This window comes from Aquimarina sp. (genome assembly GCF_977115655.1).
In genome coordinates, this window is the sequence record NZ_CDSBKO010000013.1 from 78,390 (window position 1) to 94,050 (window position 15,661).

General features: G+C 33.9%; 17 protein-coding genes and 1 pseudogene. 16 read left to right on the forward strand and 2 right to left on the reverse strand.

Going from position 1 to position 15,661, the window contains the following annotated elements:
* The first annotated feature begins 178 nt into the window (after positions 1-178).
* On the forward strand, positions 179-589 hold the full coding sequence (locus ACZIYX_RS07735; protein WP_462681638.1) for a BrxA/BrxB family bacilliredoxin: 411 nt from the start codon (positions 179-181) through the stop codon (positions 587-589).
* Positions 590-642: 53 nt separating this feature from the next.
* Here the strand turns inward: ACZIYX_RS07735 and ACZIYX_RS07740 are convergent, their stop codons facing one another.
* A complete protein-coding gene (locus ACZIYX_RS07740; protein ID WP_462681639.1) occupies positions 643-792 on the reverse strand; it encodes a hypothetical protein in 150 nt (49 codons plus the stop codon).
* Positions 793-1,098: 306 nt separating this feature from the next.
* Here ACZIYX_RS07740 and ACZIYX_RS07745 point away from each other — a divergent pair, with 306 nt between their 5' ends.
* Genes ACZIYX_RS07745 through ACZIYX_RS07755 form a run of 3 tightly spaced genes read left to right on the forward strand, consistent with a single transcriptional unit; the run spans position 1,099 to position 3,510 of the window.
* Positions 1,099-1,839 carry a lysophospholipid acyltransferase family protein gene (locus ACZIYX_RS07745; RefSeq protein ID WP_462681640.1) on the forward strand — a complete coding sequence of 247 codons (741 nt, stop codon included), beginning with the start codon at positions 1,099-1,101 and terminating at the stop codon, positions 1,837-1,839.
* A gap of 11 nt (positions 1,840-1,850) precedes the next feature.
* Positions 1,851-2,846 carry an acyl-ACP desaturase gene (locus ACZIYX_RS07750; RefSeq protein WP_462681641.1) on the forward strand — a complete coding sequence of 332 codons (996 nt, stop codon included), beginning with the start codon at positions 1,851-1,853 and terminating at the stop codon, positions 2,844-2,846.
* Positions 2,847-2,856: 10 nt separating this feature from the next.
* Complete coding sequence (locus ACZIYX_RS07755; protein WP_462681642.1) at positions 2,857-3,510, forward strand: HD domain-containing protein; 654 nt, start codon at positions 2,857-2,859, stop codon at positions 3,508-3,510.
* Between the two features lie 60 nt (positions 3,511-3,570).
* Here ACZIYX_RS07755 and ACZIYX_RS07760 read toward each other — a convergent pair.
* A pseudogene (locus ACZIYX_RS07760) lies at positions 3,571-4,643 on the reverse strand (PA0069 family radical SAM protein).
* Positions 4,644-4,896: 253 nt separating this feature from the next.
* Here ACZIYX_RS07760 and ACZIYX_RS07765 point away from each other — a divergent pair.
* The 12 genes from ACZIYX_RS07765 (at position 4,897) to vgrG (ending at position 15,651) form a co-directional block, all read left to right on the forward strand.
* Positions 4,897-5,580 carry a LuxR C-terminal-related transcriptional regulator gene (locus ACZIYX_RS07765; protein WP_462681643.1) on the forward strand — a complete coding sequence of 228 codons (684 nt, stop codon included), beginning with the start codon at positions 4,897-4,899 and terminating at the stop codon, positions 5,578-5,580.
* 577 nt (positions 5,581-6,157) lie between these two features.
* A complete protein-coding gene (locus ACZIYX_RS07770; protein ID WP_462681644.1) occupies positions 6,158-6,343 on the forward strand; it encodes a hypothetical protein in 186 nt (61 codons plus the stop codon).
* A gap of 310 nt (positions 6,344-6,653) precedes the next feature.
* Positions 6,654-7,283, forward strand: a complete 630-nt coding sequence (locus tag ACZIYX_RS07775; RefSeq protein ID WP_462681645.1) for a Pvc16 family protein — start codon at positions 6,654-6,656, stop codon at positions 7,281-7,283.
* 2 nt (positions 7,284-7,285) lie between these two features.
* A complete protein-coding gene (locus ACZIYX_RS07780; protein WP_462681646.1) occupies positions 7,286-8,611 on the forward strand; it encodes a hypothetical protein in 1,326 nt (441 codons plus the stop codon).
* Positions 8,612-8,637: 26 nt separating this feature from the next.
* Positions 8,638-10,050: a phage tail sheath family protein gene (locus ACZIYX_RS07785; RefSeq protein ID WP_462681647.1), complete on the forward strand. Its 1,413-nt coding sequence runs from the start codon at positions 8,638-8,640 to the stop codon at positions 10,048-10,050.
* Between the two features lie 30 nt (positions 10,051-10,080).
* The gene (locus tag ACZIYX_RS07790; RefSeq protein WP_462681648.1) at positions 10,081-10,989 is read left to right on the forward strand and encodes a hypothetical protein; all 909 of its coding nucleotides are present in this window, start codon (positions 10,081-10,083) and stop codon (positions 10,987-10,989) included.
* A 31-nt stretch (positions 10,990-11,020) separates the two neighbouring features.
* Positions 11,021-11,998: a hypothetical protein gene (locus tag ACZIYX_RS07795; protein WP_462681649.1), complete on the forward strand. Its 978-nt coding sequence runs from the start codon at positions 11,021-11,023 to the stop codon at positions 11,996-11,998.
* 34 nt (positions 11,999-12,032) lie between these two features.
* Positions 12,033-12,500, forward strand: coding sequence for a phage tail protein (locus ACZIYX_RS07800; protein ID WP_462681650.1), 468 nt, complete (start codon positions 12,033-12,035; stop codon positions 12,498-12,500).
* Between the two features lie 31 nt (positions 12,501-12,531).
* Positions 12,532-12,984 carry a phage tail protein gene (locus ACZIYX_RS07805; protein WP_462681651.1) on the forward strand — a complete coding sequence of 151 codons (453 nt, stop codon included), beginning with the start codon at positions 12,532-12,534 and terminating at the stop codon, positions 12,982-12,984.
* Positions 12,985-12,995: 11 nt separating this feature from the next.
* A complete protein-coding gene (locus ACZIYX_RS07810) occupies positions 12,996-13,154 on the forward strand; it encodes a DUF5908 family protein (RefSeq protein WP_462681652.1) in 159 nt (52 codons plus the stop codon).
* Positions 13,154-13,864 carry a CIS tube protein gene (locus ACZIYX_RS07815; RefSeq protein WP_462681653.1) on the forward strand — a complete coding sequence of 237 codons (711 nt, stop codon included), beginning with the start codon at positions 13,154-13,156 and terminating at the stop codon, positions 13,862-13,864. The genes ACZIYX_RS07810 and ACZIYX_RS07815 overlap by 1 nt, the downstream gene beginning before the upstream one ends.
* Positions 13,861-15,651: a type VI secretion system tip protein VgrG gene (vgrG, locus tag ACZIYX_RS07820; protein WP_462681654.1), complete on the forward strand. Its 1,791-nt coding sequence runs from the start codon at positions 13,861-13,863 to the stop codon at positions 15,649-15,651. Before ACZIYX_RS07815 ends, vgrG begins: the two co-directional genes overlap by 4 nt.
* Positions 15,652-15,661 lie beyond the last annotated feature (10 nt).

A 15,661-nucleotide genomic window follows, 5' to 3' on the forward strand; every position in this document is an offset into this window, starting at 1 on the left:
ATTTTGCGACTACTTGTCAGGTATATCTATGTGGTACATAATTTGTAACTTTGTATATAATTGCAATACAAAATATAACATTATGATTATGGTAGTTAATGCTAAAATAGTGTAGGTGATTTGTGTTTACAATTAAATAAAGAATTAGTGGATTATTAATACAAGAAAAATAAAAAATATGTACCCAGCAGATTTAGTTAAACCAATGCGCGAAGATCTTACGAGTATTGGCTTTGAAGAATTACACACAGAACAAGCTGTTGAAGCAGCAATAGCAAAAGAAGGGACTACACTAGTAGTTGTAAATTCGGTATGTGGTTGTGCAGCAGCAAATGCTCGTCCGGGAGCAAAGGCTTCATTAAATAATAATAAAAAACCAGATAATTTAGTAACCGTTTTTGCAGGTGTAGACAGAGAAGCAACAGATAGAGCACGTAGTTTTATGGTGCCATTTCCTCCATCTTCACCTTCTATGGCATTGTTTAAAAACGGAGAACTGGTACATATGCTAGAACGTCATCATATAGAAGGGCGTCCTGCAGAAATGATAGCAGAAAATCTTAAAGATGCATATAACGAATATTGCTAGAAAATTAAAAGGGTGTTTTGGTTTTTAAAACACCCTTTTTTATAAAAAAATGTTTAACACATGGGGCAAGGGGGATTGTTGTTTTCATTTCCAACACAACTGCAGTTTGATTCCCTCTCTATCCAAAAACCAGCATTAACCTGTTTTAAGATTTCTTTGTTCAATACTTGAACACCATTAATATTTAAAATTGTTTTTGTCATAATATATTGTTTTAAGAGTTTAATGATATGAATGTATGAAGATTTTCTTCTCTTTTCTCAAAATTAGCCTTAAAATCCCTTCCAATGTTGTTTAAAAAAACAGTTCATATTTTGTTGGTAATTAGCAAAGTAATAATGATTTAGAACAATTTGATTATTATGTTGGTGAAAGGGTTGTTTTAAAGATATAACATAGTGTTTTTAGACATTTTAATTTTGTACATTATTCTATTGGTCAACTAAAAATAATGTAAGACCTTGCAATACGTTCACACAAGTTAAATTTTATTAATTGTAACAGAGATAATGGGAGCAATAAAAAAGATACTTAGTTATCCGCTTTCTGTAGTTTTTTATTTATTTTTTGGATTAGCACTAGTGGTTTTTCAACCATTACAATGGCTAGGAGTAAAATTGGGAGGTGCCAAAGCACATAGGGGAGTTGTAAATATAATGAACCTGTGTTTACTACGATGTTTACATATTCTGGGAGTAACATTTAGCTTCAAAAACCCTCATAAATTACCAAAAGAACAATCTTTAATAATAGTGTCCAACCACCAGAGCATGTTTGATATCCCTTTAATATCCTGGTTTTTGCGTAAAAATAAACCAAAGTTTATTTCTAAAATTGAATTAGGTAAAGGAATACCAAGTATATCTTTTAATTTAAAATACGGGGGGAATGTTCTTATAGATAGAAAAAACCCAAAACAATCTATTCCAGCATTGTCCCAATTTGGAAAATTTATTTCAGATAATAATTTTTCTGCTGTAATTTTTCCAGAAGGTACCCGAAGCAGAAATGGAGAGCCAAAAGAATTTGCCCCAACCGGTTTAAAGATATTATTTAAAAATGCTCCAAATGCATTAATAGTACCAGTAACTATAAATAACAGTTGGAAATTAGTGCGATTTGGCAATTTCCCGATGGGAGTAGGAATACACCTAACATTAGAGGTTCAAGAACCTTTATTAATTGATAAAGAACCAGAAATATTACTGGATAAAATACAAGAAAGAGTTACTTTAGCAATCAGAACGTAACATCAATAATAATGGCTTTAGATAATATAAGATTAGAGGTAATGCAATTGCTGGAAAAAAAGGTGGATTCTTTTATAGATAGATTTTTGATTCCGGTAGATAAAATATGGCAGCCAACCGATTTTTTGCCGGATTCTCAAAATGAAGATACTTTTTTTGATGAGGTTAAAGAGTTAAGAGAACTGGCAAAAGAACTTCCTTATGATTTTTGGGTAGTTTTAGTTGGGGATACTATAACAGAAGAAGCATTGCCAACTTATGAGTCCTGGTTAATGGATGTAGAAGGAATAAACCAGCAAGAAGGTGGAAATGCATGGTCAAGATGGACCCGTTACTGGAGTGGGGAAGAAAATCGACATGGTGACGTGCTTAATAAATACCTGTATTTGTCTGGCAGGGTAAATATGATTGAAGTAGAAAGAACCACACAATATTTAATTAACGATGGTTTTGATATTGGTACAGACAGGGATCCGTATAAGAATTTTGTATATACCAGTTTTCAGGAACTAGCTACCTATATTTCTCATAATAGGGTAGCAAAATTAGCAAAAGAATATTCTAACAAATCTTTATCCAAGATGTGTAAAATTATTGCAGGAGATGAAATGCGCCATCACAATGCATACAGTGAGTTTGTTAGTAGTATTTTTGAAGTAGATCCAAGCCAGATGATGATCGCATTTAGCGATATGATGAAGAAAAAAATTATAATGCCAGCACATCTTCTTAGAGAATCCGGGCAAGCTGTGGGGAGTGCCTTCGAAGATTTTTCATGGTCAGCGCAACGAATAGGAGTATATACCTCACAAGATTATATCGATATTATGCAACGTCTTATTGATCGATGGGATATTGATAAAATAATGGATCTTACCGATGAAGCAGAAAGAGCACGAGATTATTTAATGAAGTTACCCGCAAGGATGCAACGAATTAGCGAGCGGTTAGTTATTCCTAATGATATTTTTGAATTTAAGTGGGTACAGCCAGCAATAGCAAAATAATAGGTTTGAGGTGACAGAAGATCAGATTATATCCAAAACTATAGATTTTGTAAAAGATAAACTCTCTGGAGCCGAAGGCGGTCATGACTGGTTTCATATCCAGAGAGTATATAAAAATGCATTATTAATTTCTGAAAGAGAAAAAGTAAATCTCTTTATAGTTTCTTTAGGCGCTTTATTACATGATATTGCAGATTCTAAATTTCATGAGGGAGATGAAACGGTTGGCCCTAAAGTGGCAAGAGAATTTTTAAATACTCTAAAAGTTAATAACGATATTATCGAGCATGTAATTAAGATTATTGAAAATATTTCTTTTAAAGGAGGAAATGAACATCAAAAATTCAGATCTCCAGAATTAGATGTTATACAAGATGCAGACCGCTTAGATGCTATAGGTGCTATTGGTATTGCAAGATGTTTTAATTATGGAGGATTTAAAAACAGGGCATTGTATGATCCCGAGATTGTGCCTGACCTTAGTATGAACAAGGAAGAATATAAATCTTCAAAAGCACCTACAATAAATCATTTCTACGAAAAATTATTGCTTCTCAAAAACAAGATGAATACACAAACAGGTAAAAAACTAGCAGATAAACGTCATGTATTTATGGAACAATTTCTAGAGCAGTTTTATAAAGAATGGGAAGGAAAATTGTAACTGGTTATTTTCTATATTTTTTTGATGCATACAATTAGTAATAAATTGCACAAGGATAGATTAAAACAAACGTAATTGTCCGTCTTTATAATGAGAATGTAAATCACAATTTAAGAGAATCCTTTTTTGGTCTGGCAAATATTTTTGCCGGGCAATAGTAAATAATTGATGTATTTGCTCTGCAATAGTCCCGGATCCTTTCATTCGTCTTCCGTAGGTACTATCATTTAAGTTTCCGTCATGGCATTCCATAATTTGATTCAGAATTTTATCTTTTCGATCTGGCAAAGTATTTTCTAACCATGTAGTAAAAACTTTTCCGATAGCACCGTTTAATCTAACAATAGTATATCCAACACTTTTGGCCCCACGGTCAGAAATTTCTTTAACCAATGGTAATATCTCATGGCTGTTTATAGAAGGTATAACAGGAGCCATCATTACACTTGTAGGAATACCCAAAGTATTTAGTTTTTCTAAAGCATCCAGACGTTTTTTATACTCGCAGTCCTGGGCTCTAAAATTCTTCGGGTCTCTTCATTTAAGGTAGTAATAGATAAAAATACAGATACCAGATTATCTTTTGCCAACTCTGATAAAATATCCAAATCCCTTAAAACAAGAGTGTTTTTGGTTATAATACCAACAGGGTGTTTATATTTTAGGAAAACTTGAAGTAATTGGCGTGTTATTTCCAGTTTTTTTTCAATAGGTTGATAGCAATCGGTATTTCCGGAAAGGGAAATAGGATAAGCCTTCCAATTTTTGTTCTGCAATTTTTTTTCTAATAGTTCGGGAGCATTTTTTTTAACCAAAATTTTACTTTCAAAATCTAAACCTGCACCATAACCCCAATATTCATGAGAGTTTCTGGCATAACAATATACACAACCATGCTCACAGCCTTGGTATGGATTAAGAGAATATAACATACCTACATCTGGGCTGGAGACTTTATTTACTATCGTTTTTGGAAAAGTTTCTATAAAAGAGGTGGGGATTTTTTCTATAGACTCTCCTTGTAGAGAGCAATAGTTTAAAAAATCATCCCGGGTCTCATGATGGTTTTCTAAGAATTTGCTGTTTATTTTTTCCTGTGCCCCTCTTCCTTTTATATACTTTTCAGACTTCATGATTATATGAATTTAAAATTATAAAGATATATATATTTTGGAAAAATTCCATTTTAAAGGAATATTTCCACAAAATAATGGTTTTTATGCTCCTTAAAATCGGTAAAAGCAAAAAAAACATTAAAATTACAGGAACAGAGTATAAAAAAGGGGTTAAATCCCCCGATATACTTTTTGTGTTTAACCAAATAAATCTTCAACTTTAGGTATTCTATTAAACCACTTAATTTTCACACCTAACAATCATACTCTTATGAAACCTAATTTCTCTACAACCCCTTATCTGGAAGAACCCATTTTCACCTCTGACATTTCTAAACTATTGGATACCTGTGATGATCTCAAGAATTTAATGATTAGTATTTATATGATAGAGGAGGATAAATTTTTGTATTGCAATAAAGTTTTCAAAACTCTTTTGGGTTTTGATCCCAATGGTTTAATAGAAAAAGGCTGGGATTTCTGGTTTTCGTTGATCCACCCTTGCGAAGTTTCCAGAATAAAAGAAAAAATCTTCACTTTTTTTAAAACACCGCTTGTTAAAGATGTCATTACCATGCAATACCATATTACTAATTATAAAGGAGAAAGGATTTATATAAAGCATGAAATCCTGATTTATAAATTAAAGAAAAGGATATTGGCTTTGAACTATTTTTTTGATGTTTCTGAAAAAGAAGAAATAGAGCGCTGTGTTAAAATTAATGGAGGACATAGGGGAAAAAATGTTTATAAAGATGAATTGGATCAAATATCCTCCAGAGAAGAAGAAGTTCTTAAACTTATAGCAAATGGATACTCTTCAAAACAAATTGCAGACGAACTTTCTATAAGTAACCATACAGCTGTATCCCATCGTAAGCACCTGATCAAAAAGTTTCAGGTAAAAAATACTGCCCAACTTATAAAAGAAGCATCCAAGCTTTTGGAGTTGTAATTTAGCATTTGATTAAGTACATGATAAAAAACATATATTAGCATAAATGGTTGATATTTAGTAAACTACAATTGTATTTGTTGTTTTTTGTTATCCCAGCCCTTCAGCTCAGCTCAGGATAAACCATAGGTTGGATCCATTTTGGCATAGTATTGTCAATGAGCTGATTTCATTCTGTTGAAGAATAAAATCTACTGCAACTATAGATTTTAGCTTCTATTATTTGTGCTGATTTTTACTACATGAATTTTCATACTTTAAGACATATAGTATGAAAATTCGTGAAATCGTTATTAATGGAGACACTCTTGAAGAAGCTTTGTTTAAGAGTAGTAATACCCCTTAAGGATAACAAAGCTACCTCTGCCCTTGAAACCTATTTTGAAGAACACTTAGATACAACTTCAGAAGAGATTTACAAGAGATAATTACAGAAATCAACAGTAATTTTGGCGGAATCCTTAGTTGTATAGGAGAAGATACCACACAGGATATTATCGCAAAGTATTTTACAAAAAATGGGAAGCTTACTTTTAATTTTGCAAACTATCAAGACAGGGTAAAATTGAGGCAATTAATGGTAGAAGAGCTTTATCATCTAAGAAATAGGGATATTCTTGCACCAAAACTAGAAACTATTAGAAAAACCCCAAAACAATTTGCTAGGATAATACCCACACAAAAACCTTTTGATAAAGCTACAGTTGCTATATTATTATATGAATTTGCCACAGGAGAAGGGCAGGAAGAGCGCAAATTTTAACAGGTTACTTATACACTGTCATATCCCCCAAAGTTTCAGACAAAAAATACTGCCCGGTTTATAAAAGAAGCATTCAAGCCTTTAGAACTGTAATTTAACTTTCTATTAACTACTTATTAACTAAATATTTAGATTGAAAAATCCCCAAAAATGGGGATTGATTTCCTTGTCTTTTTTTTCAAACTTTAACTATCCCTTAGAGCAAAGTGTATCCATAACATAACTTTAATAGTAAATAATTTTAGTAATCTGTTTTATTAAGTGTATAGGGTTTGATATTTTATCAAACCGGTTAATTTAAATTCTGTCTATGATCGGGTTAGCATTAAAATTATTAAGAGATGAATTAAGTAACTATGTTTTTCAGAATAAAAGACCTGGAGACTCAATCACACAGGATGATATCATATTGCATAACATAGCATTGATGGAGAGTGATACGCAGGCAGATCTAAGCAATAAGATCGTTATTACTCTGGTAAACACAGAAGAAGAAAGTACTTTAAAAAATAATGGCAATATTTTAAGAACCCCAAGTGGCATAAAATATGTAGAGCCACCTGTTTTTTTAAACCTGTATATCCTTATTTCATCCACATTAGGGCAGGATCTACAAGATGCGTATGAATTTGCTTTGGGTAGATTATCCTTGGTAATCCAATTTTTTCAAGCCAAAAAAAGCTTTACCATCAAAAACTCCCCTTTTACTACCATTTCTGGGGATAGTAATATTCCTCAGGAGAGCAAAGACGAGTTAAAACTAAACGTAGAACTGTATACTCTGACCTTTGAACAAATAAATCATCTATGGGGATCTCTGGGCGGAAAACAAGTTCCATTTGCAATGTATAAAATACGCTTAGTGAGCATTAAAGAAAATTCTGGAGAAATAGCTCCTTTAATAGAAGAAATAGTAAACAATCAAAGTGTAATAAATTAGTAATGGGCAATAGTACAATCTTTAAAAGATTATTCGAGGTTCAGATAGTACATGACTATTATTTAACCACAGCAGATGGAGAATCATTTTTTGATAAAAACCAGAAACAAAAAAAGGATATAATAAATAAAAAACTCATAAATAGAATATATGATGTTAAATCATTATTTGAAATTGAGCCTGATGCCTCGACAAAAAAGAATCTGGACAAATATAAACTGGTTTGGGCAAAAACAGCATTGGGTTTTATAGTAGGAACAGAAGTTAATGTTGAAAACCAAGCGGGTGAGATAGTATATAAACCTCGTTTTGAACTCAAACCTGATCTAAATTTTACTTTTTCAATTCAACCAAGTACACCTTTTTTTAATGGAATGACCAATATTAGCTTACGCCCTTCCTTACCATCAATTTATTATTTTACCAATAAAAATAAAGAAATATTTAACGAACCTGTAATACCAGCATATACATCCACTCCAATTTCAAACAAAGTAGCTACAGTACAAGGTGGCAAAATATACGAAATGGGCGCACTTGCAGAACTTGCAGGATCGGTTCAGGAAGCAATACAATATACAGACGGGACAGACCCAAATCATTGGGAGGTAATAAATGACAAACGTTTTGTGAGTGATGCAGATCGAATATTACTGCCTAATAGTTTTGAATATAAACTTAAAAAATCGCAAAATATCACTCAGATAGATTTTGTATTGCTGGATCAAAGCGATAACCAAATAAAAACGATAAGCAAAACAGCTGCACAAGCTATCCAGAATATAAAAGTAGACTTTACCAAAGTAGATGATAATGATATAGACTCAGATACTATTCCGGCAGGACATTATACCCTCAAAATACAACAAAATGCAGGATCAGAATTACTATATCCTGTATATCTCAACACTAACATTTATGATAAATACAATCTTGCCGTAGTAGATATTAGGTTAGATGAAGAAAATTCTCCATATAGTTTGTTGGATAGTAATGGATTTCTTAAAACCAGAATTAGCGCAGCTAATCAAAAAATATCACATCCTGTTTTTGAAATCAGGTTTAAAAACAGAAAAACTTATTGGCGATACAATAAAGAAGGAGATTTTAGTCCGGGAGAAATTGCAGGAACAGCTACACATTTACAGCATAGTGCAGAGAGACTGATCTCTATTAAACCAAAAGCATTAACAGCAGCATTAGTACCATTTCAAGATGGAGGTTCTTTGTTATTACCATATCCTGCTATACCTTCTATAAAATTAGAAAATGACAAAATATTTTCAGAGATATTTATCAATCCATCGAACAGACTATTAAACAATTAAAATCAAACTTTTATAAAAATGAAATTATGAATTACAAAACGCCAGGAGTTTATGTCGAAGAAATTCCAAAACTTCCACCATCGATTGCACAAGTAGATACGGCTATTCCTGCTTTTATTGGGTACACACAAAAAGCAGAAGATGATAGAACGGGAGAATCCTTGGTTTTAGAACCAAAAAGAATACGATCTATGCTAGAGTATGAACGTCTTTTTGGAAAACCAGATATAGAAACCAATTTATCTGTTTTAATTAACGATTCAAAAACACCACCAGTAATACAGGCATCTGTAGATAAAGCTGCACAATCAAAATATAAAATGCACTATGCACTACAAATGTTTTTTGCAAATGGGGGAGGACCTTGTTGGATCGTATCTGTTGGACTTTATGAATCCTCTGGAGGAGTAGTAGATGACACCACCCTTATTAACGGGCTTAATACTACCGAAAAAATTGACGAAATAACATTGTACGTATATCCGGATGCGCAAGGAATAACAGTTGTGGAAGGGTTTTATAATGTATATAAAGCATCTCTGAACATGTGTGTAGAACTAAAAGATCGTTTTACCGTAATGGATATTTGGCAAAACCCGGATCTTGACTTTTTAGGCAATGTAGAAGCTATGCGTTCCTCAGCAATTGGCTCACAAGAAGATATATTAAAATATGGAGCCGCATATTTCCCGAATTTAGAAACTACTCTTAATTATTATTATGGAGGCGAAGGAGACGGAGATGCAAATGTAACTATTGAGCATAGCGGAGATTTGGCAGGTACATTGGCAGAATTAAAATCCAAGGATAATGCAATGTATTTCCAGGCACAAAACGCCTTGAGAAATTTACCAATGGAAATGCCCCCATCACCAGGAGTAGTAGGGCAGTACGCCTCAGTAGATAATGCCAGAGGTGTATGGAAAGCTCCTGCAAATGTAAGTATTGACCTGGTGAGTAAACCAATGATAAAAATTACAGACAAAGAACAAGAAATCTTAAATGTAGATACTACTGGTGGAAAATCTGTAAATGTAATTCGGTCTTTTGTAGGAAGAGGACCTTCCATTATTTGGGGAGCCAGAACTTTGGCAGGAAACAGCAACGAATGGAGATACATTCCTGTAAGAAGGTTTTTTAATATGGTCGAAGAATCTGTTAAAAAAGCAACTACTCAATTTGTATTTGAACCCAATGACCTGAATACCTGGTCCAGAGTAAAATCCATGATCGATAACTTCTTAGTACAGCAATGGAGAGCCGGTGCCTTAATGGGAACCACACCAGAGCAAGCTTTTTTTGTAAAAGTAGGATTAAACGAAACTATGGATGAGGTAGATATCTGGGAAGGAAGAATGATAGTAGAAATAGGAATGGCAGTAGTAAGACCAGCAGAGTTTATCATTTTAAGGTTTAGCCATAAAATGTTATCAGAATAATAAAAAAGAACCGCAATAAAACATATTAATATGGCAACCAAAAAAAGTTGTGACAATGGTAGTCAACGAAATGCCGATACGGTAATTTGTGAAAGCCTGAAGGTCATTAAAAGAGACAAGAAAACCGCGGAGAGTAGGTATACTTCAAATTATACACTTCAGCAATCCAAAGAAACAGCAAGAGGATATAAAATTTGTTGTTTGGACAAAGCCGAAGAATCCCATAATGTATATCAGGATATAATGAGTTGTGTTACTCTGGAAAATTATAAAAAGAGTGAAATTATTCAAAAAAATATCGATGCATATATAAAAAAAGATGATGATATAGATAAGCTTATTAATGACTCCTCCAAGCTTTTAAATGAAATGAGAATAAAAATAGAGGAAGCTCATAATGCAGCCTGTGCAATGTCTAATTGTATCAAAAATAAAGTGTTGCCTAAGTCTGGTAAACCTTCAAAAGATGGCAAAATAGGCGAAGTAGAACATGAATTAAAAGAAATTCTGGATAAAACCAAAGAACTGGACGAAAAAGGACAAAATGCATTCGAATCTATAGTAACTATAGCAGGAATACACACATTTACCAATACAGTAAGCCTTAAAGGATTTGCAGCTAAGTTAATGGACTCTGTAAAAAACTTTAAAACATGTGTGGATGCCAATATAAAGTCTACTGCAACAGACGTAGTAACTTCCAGAGAAGAACTTAATACAATAGTAAACGAACTGGCACAAATCATTTGTGATAAAAAAACAGAAGCTACCATTGGCAATGGATTAGAATCTGTTATAGAATTTGTGTGCGAAAGTGATTGTGAAGATGGATGTATAGACCTGTGTAAAGATATCGGAAACTGTTATGACTCTGATCAAGATCACGAACAGAAAGGAAAAGATAGACGTAGAAGAAAACAGTCAAATGATAAAAATTAACAGACACTATTAATCACAAAAAAGAACAATTATGACAAAATTTATGATAAATAATGCCTGTTGCTATAATGGTGGGGGCAATGACGATCCGGAAGCTAAAGATTGCCTGGATAAATGGAGAGAACAGCTAGAAGAAGTTTGTAACCAATATACAGAGTGGAGTGCAAAAACATTTAAGCACGAAGAAGAGTATGTAAATTCTTTAGGTTGGGAAACAAAACTTAAAAAATGGAATGAAATCATTAAAAAAACCGATGAAAAAGCAAAAATAATAGTAAAAGAATTAGAGTTTTTTATAGAGCAAGCAAGTGTTGTATGCCAAAACTCAAAGCATACAACAGAAGCATTAGAAAAGCTAAACTGTCTGGTAAAATCAATTTTTGATTGTTTTCATACCTATATGGATACCAACGATCAGGGGCTAAAAGATAGAGTAATAGAGTTCAAAAAAACTATAGATTGCCTTAACAGCATTAGCGACGAAGAAAAAGTAGAGGTTATAAAATGCATAGAAGTCTATGAGCAAAAAATCAACCTTGTTTGTGATATGCAAGATGCTATTTTAACCAAACTTTTGGATACCCTGAAATGTGCATACCTGTTATCTGCATCTATTTGTGGAAACGATGGGCTAGAAGGCAAATTAGAAGAAATGCTGGATGATTTTAAAGGAATGGAAGGAGATGTAGATTGCACACATGAAGATCATCATATGGACGATGATAATACCAATCCAGAAGCAGCCACACGCAAAAAACCGTATGATGGGGATCAACATTATATGTATCCATGTAATGACAAAAAAGCAAAACCAAAACCAAAATTCCCTATTCATAAAAGTATGTACTACATAAAACTTGAAAAAGGAGTGGAGATAGCAATAGACAAAACAGAAGGTTTTGAAAAAACATGGATAGAGAGCAAGAAAAAAAGCGATAAAATCTTATCCCGTAAAACAAGTCTTACAGAAGCAATAAAAGCAGCTGAGGCAGCTGAAAGTGGAAAATAATTTAAAAAAATAACAAGTACTAAAAAAAACAAATATGGCAGCAATAGGAGATTATCCGTTACCAAAGTTTCATTTTCAAGTAGAGTGGGGAGACAATTTTCGTATCGGGTTCACAGAAGTAAGTGGATTAGATTTTGAAACCGAAGTTATAGAATATAGAGAAGGTAATAGCAAAAAGTATAATAAATCAAAACAGCCAGGCCTTACCAAATACAGTAACATTACCCTTAAAAGAGGAACATTTCAAGGAGACTTTGACTTTTTTAAAGAATGGCAAAAAACCTATTATTTCCAAGAAGGTAATGATACAGGATCCAAATTTAGGAGAGCAGTTACTATCAAACTGTTGGATGAAAACCATTCTCCGATTATTACCTGGATTCTGGAAAACGCATGGCCAAGCAAAGTGCAATCCACAGACCTTAAAGCAGATGCTAATGAAGTAGCAATCGAAACCATGGAGCTTGTACACGAAGGATTGACCATACTCGAAGCCAAATAGATATTTTTTCTAATCATATAGACCGTTACAAATGCACCAAATAGTTGGTTTTCATTTTAGAGTTTCCTTTTTAAATCTACCCGAAAACAAGGCTGTAGATGTACAATTTCAATCCGTTTCGGGACTGGATGTTCAAATAGAAAAAGAAACTATAAAAGAAGGAGGAGAAAACAGGTTCGAGCATAACATTCCTGGTAGAAGGAAATACAGTGTCCTAACCTTAAAAAGAGGGATCCTTACTCCCAAAGATTCCGGTTTAACCAAATGGTGCCAGAAAGCTTTTCAGAGCCTTGTTGTTGAACCGGTAGGAAAAGTAAATGTAGAGCTGTTAAATGAAAACCATAATGTATTAATGCAATGGGAACTCTCTCATGTTTGGCCGGTAAGTTGGAAAGTAGGAGAATTAAATGCAGAAAAAGGAGAGGTGCTTATAGAAACCCTCGAACTTAATTATAATTATTTCAAGTTAGTAACGGTAAGTTAAAAAAATATGCGATGCCATTAGAAATTCGAGAATTAGTCATAAAAACAACGGTAAATAAAGGGAACAACAAAGCAGGAGGAAGTAGCGAAACCGGTAAAGCAAAAGAATTTAATATAAACGAAATCGTAGAAAAGGTTTTTGAAATATTAAAAGAAAAATCAGAGCGATAATGAACGATACAGGCGAATTAATAAAGGTTTTAATACACGTTTTTGAAGATGAAAATTTTCAGAAAAAAGCAAAAATAAGCCCTAATCCCGTTTCGTTACCAGTAAATCCTGAAAGTTTCACTCAAAACTATAAAGTAGAAGTTAACAACGATCAAGGGCATGGCAGTCAGGGAACTAATCCAAAATTTACCAGAACCCCGCCCAAAGAGTTAAAACTGGACTTTGTTTTTGATGGCACCAATACTATTCAAGGATATAAATACAATGATGGTAAACGAGAGGTAAAAGAGCAGATTGATATTTTTTTGAAAGCAGTGTATAACATGAATGGAGAGATACACAAACCACATTTTTTAAAAATACTGTGGGGCAAAAGTTGGACATTTGCTTGTGTACTTACCAGTTTGGATTTAAACTATACCCTTTTTAAGCCAAATGGAGATCCCTTAAGAGTTAAAGCCAGTGCCACCTTTCTGCAATATTTGAGCGAAAGGGAACGGGTAGCTTTAGAAGGCAAAAAATCCCCCGATTTAACACACTCCAGACAAGTTAAAGCAGGAGACAGGCTAGATAACATGACGTATGATATCTATAACAGTGCAAAGTATATAACACAAATAGCCAAAGCAAATGGATTGACTTCTTTTAGAAAAATTACTCCCGGAAGTGAATTGGTTTTTCCTCCATTAGATAAAACAAGCAGCACATGAAGGATAGAGAAATACCAGTAGAAACATCCTATAACGTAGCCACATTTGATATCCTGATTGACGGTAAGGTAGTGGATCAAGGCTATCAAATACTATCTATTTCAGTTTCTAAAGAAATAAATAGAATTCCTACTGCAAAGATTATTCTTAAAGATGGAGATGCAGCCGAAGAAACTTTTAAAATAAGTGAAGAAGAAGAATTTTTGCCAGGAAAATCAATAGCTATAAAAATTGGTCGGGACAGTGAAAACAAACAACTATTTAAAGGCATAATCGTTAAACATGCCATTAAAGTGCAAGAAAGTGGAGAAACCAGATTAATACTGGACTGTAAAGACGAAGCTGTAAAAATGACCATAGGCCGCCATAATTACTATTACGAAGAAAGTAAAGATAGTGAGATTATCGAAGAAGTAATTGGCAGATATTCAGGATTAAACCATGATGTAGAACCAACAACAATCCAACATCTCGAAATGGTGCAATATCACGCCACAGACTGGGATTTTTTACTAATGAGATCCGAAGCCAATGCAAAACTGGTTGTTGTAGACGATGGTAAAATTAGTGTCAAAGCACCAAAAACCAATACAGATGCAGCAGTAGCAGTTTTATTTGGCTCTACTCTACTCGATTTTGAAGCAGAAATGGATGCACAAAATCAATGGGCATCGGTCGAGGCAAAATCATGGGATTATGGAGCACAAAATATGTTTGAACACACTACAGATAGTGTGCCTGTTAACGAATTAGGAAATGTAAATGGGCAACAATTATCAGAATCCATAAGCCCGGGCACATTTGAGCTACGACATTCCGGGCAAGCAATCGCCGAAGAGCTACAAGAGTGGACCAAATCTGTGATGCAAAAAAGCAGATTGTCCAAAATACGCGGACGGGCAAAATTTATTGGTTTTGGCGACATTAAACCAGGACAATTAATAGAGCTGCAAGGATTAGGAGCCAGATTTACCGGTAAAGCCTATGTTTCAGGAATACGGCAAGACGTTTATAACGGTTCGTGGTATACACAAGTGCAATTTGGGGTACATCCGGACTGTTATGCACACATTCATAAAGATGTAGCAGATGCACCGGCATCAGGGCTAGTACCTCCTATACACGGCATGCAAATTGGTAAAGTAGTCCAGCTACAAGATGACCCCGAAGGAGAACACAGGGTATTGGTAAGATTACCAATTATAAACAACTCGGCAAGGGGAGTTTGGGCAAGAATAGCCACATTAGATGCAGGCAAAGCAGATGATGGGGTAACAGGAAGAGGCTCTTTTTTTCGCCCGGAAATTGAAGATGAAGTTATTGTAGGTTTTATAAACGATGATCCCAGAGATGCCGTTATTTTAGGAATGTTGCATAGCAGTGCCAAACCAGCACCTATTACCGCGCAAGACGTAAATCACGAAAAAGGATTTGTAACCCGATCTGGTATGCGCTTACTTTTTCATGATGAAACCAAAACAATAACTATCGATACCCCGGCAGGAAACAGTATAGTCATCGATGAGGATACTACATCTATAACCATTAAAGATCAAAATGATAATAGTGTGTTATTAGATCCCGCAGGAATAGAAGTGAAAAGCCCCGGAGATATTAAAATAGAAGCAGATGGAAACATAGACATCAAAGCAGGAATGAATATGACCCTTGAAGCTACACAAATAACAGCAAAAGCCAGTGCAGCTATGGAGATAAAAGGAGCAACAACAAAAGTTTCGGCAGATGGAATAACAGAGATAAAAGGATCTTTGGTAAATATAAATTAAATTAAAAAAA

Coding starts and splice junctions, on each gene's coding strand:
- ACZIYX_RS07735 (WP_462681638.1), top strand. CDS start 179: ATGTACCCAGCAGATTTAGTTAAACCAATGCGCGAAGATCTTACGAGT.
- ACZIYX_RS07740 (WP_462681639.1), bottom strand. CDS start 792: ATGACAAAAACAATTTTAAATATTAATGGTGTTCAAGTATTGAACAAA.
- ACZIYX_RS07745 (WP_462681640.1), top strand. CDS start 1,099: ATGGGAGCAATAAAAAAGATACTTAGTTATCCGCTTTCTGTAGTTTTT.
- ACZIYX_RS07750 (WP_462681641.1), top strand. CDS start 1,851: ATGGCTTTAGATAATATAAGATTAGAGGTAATGCAATTGCTGGAAAAA.
- ACZIYX_RS07765 (WP_462681643.1), top strand. CDS start 4,897: ATGAAACCTAATTTCTCTACAACCCCTTATCTGGAAGAACCCATTTTC.
- ACZIYX_RS07770 (WP_462681644.1), top strand. CDS start 6,158: ATGGTAGAAGAGCTTTATCATCTAAGAAATAGGGATATTCTTGCACCA.
- ACZIYX_RS07775 (WP_462681645.1), top strand. CDS start 6,654: ATGATCGGGTTAGCATTAAAATTATTAAGAGATGAATTAAGTAACTAT.
- ACZIYX_RS07780 (WP_462681646.1), top strand. CDS start 7,286: ATGGGCAATAGTACAATCTTTAAAAGATTATTCGAGGTTCAGATAGTA.
- ACZIYX_RS07785 (WP_462681647.1), top strand. CDS start 8,638: ATGAATTACAAAACGCCAGGAGTTTATGTCGAAGAAATTCCAAAACTT.
- ACZIYX_RS07790 (WP_462681648.1), top strand. CDS start 10,081: ATGGCAACCAAAAAAAGTTGTGACAATGGTAGTCAACGAAATGCCGAT.
- ACZIYX_RS07795 (WP_462681649.1), top strand. CDS start 11,021: ATGACAAAATTTATGATAAATAATGCCTGTTGCTATAATGGTGGGGGC.
- ACZIYX_RS07800 (WP_462681650.1), top strand. CDS start 12,033: ATGGCAGCAATAGGAGATTATCCGTTACCAAAGTTTCATTTTCAAGTA.
- ACZIYX_RS07805 (WP_462681651.1), top strand. CDS start 12,532: ATGCACCAAATAGTTGGTTTTCATTTTAGAGTTTCCTTTTTAAATCTA.
- ACZIYX_RS07810 (WP_462681652.1), top strand. CDS start 12,996: ATGCCATTAGAAATTCGAGAATTAGTCATAAAAACAACGGTAAATAAA.
- ACZIYX_RS07815 (WP_462681653.1), top strand. CDS start 13,154: ATGAACGATACAGGCGAATTAATAAAGGTTTTAATACACGTTTTTGAA.
- vgrG (WP_462681654.1), top strand. CDS start 13,861: ATGAAGGATAGAGAAATACCAGTAGAAACATCCTATAACGTAGCCACA.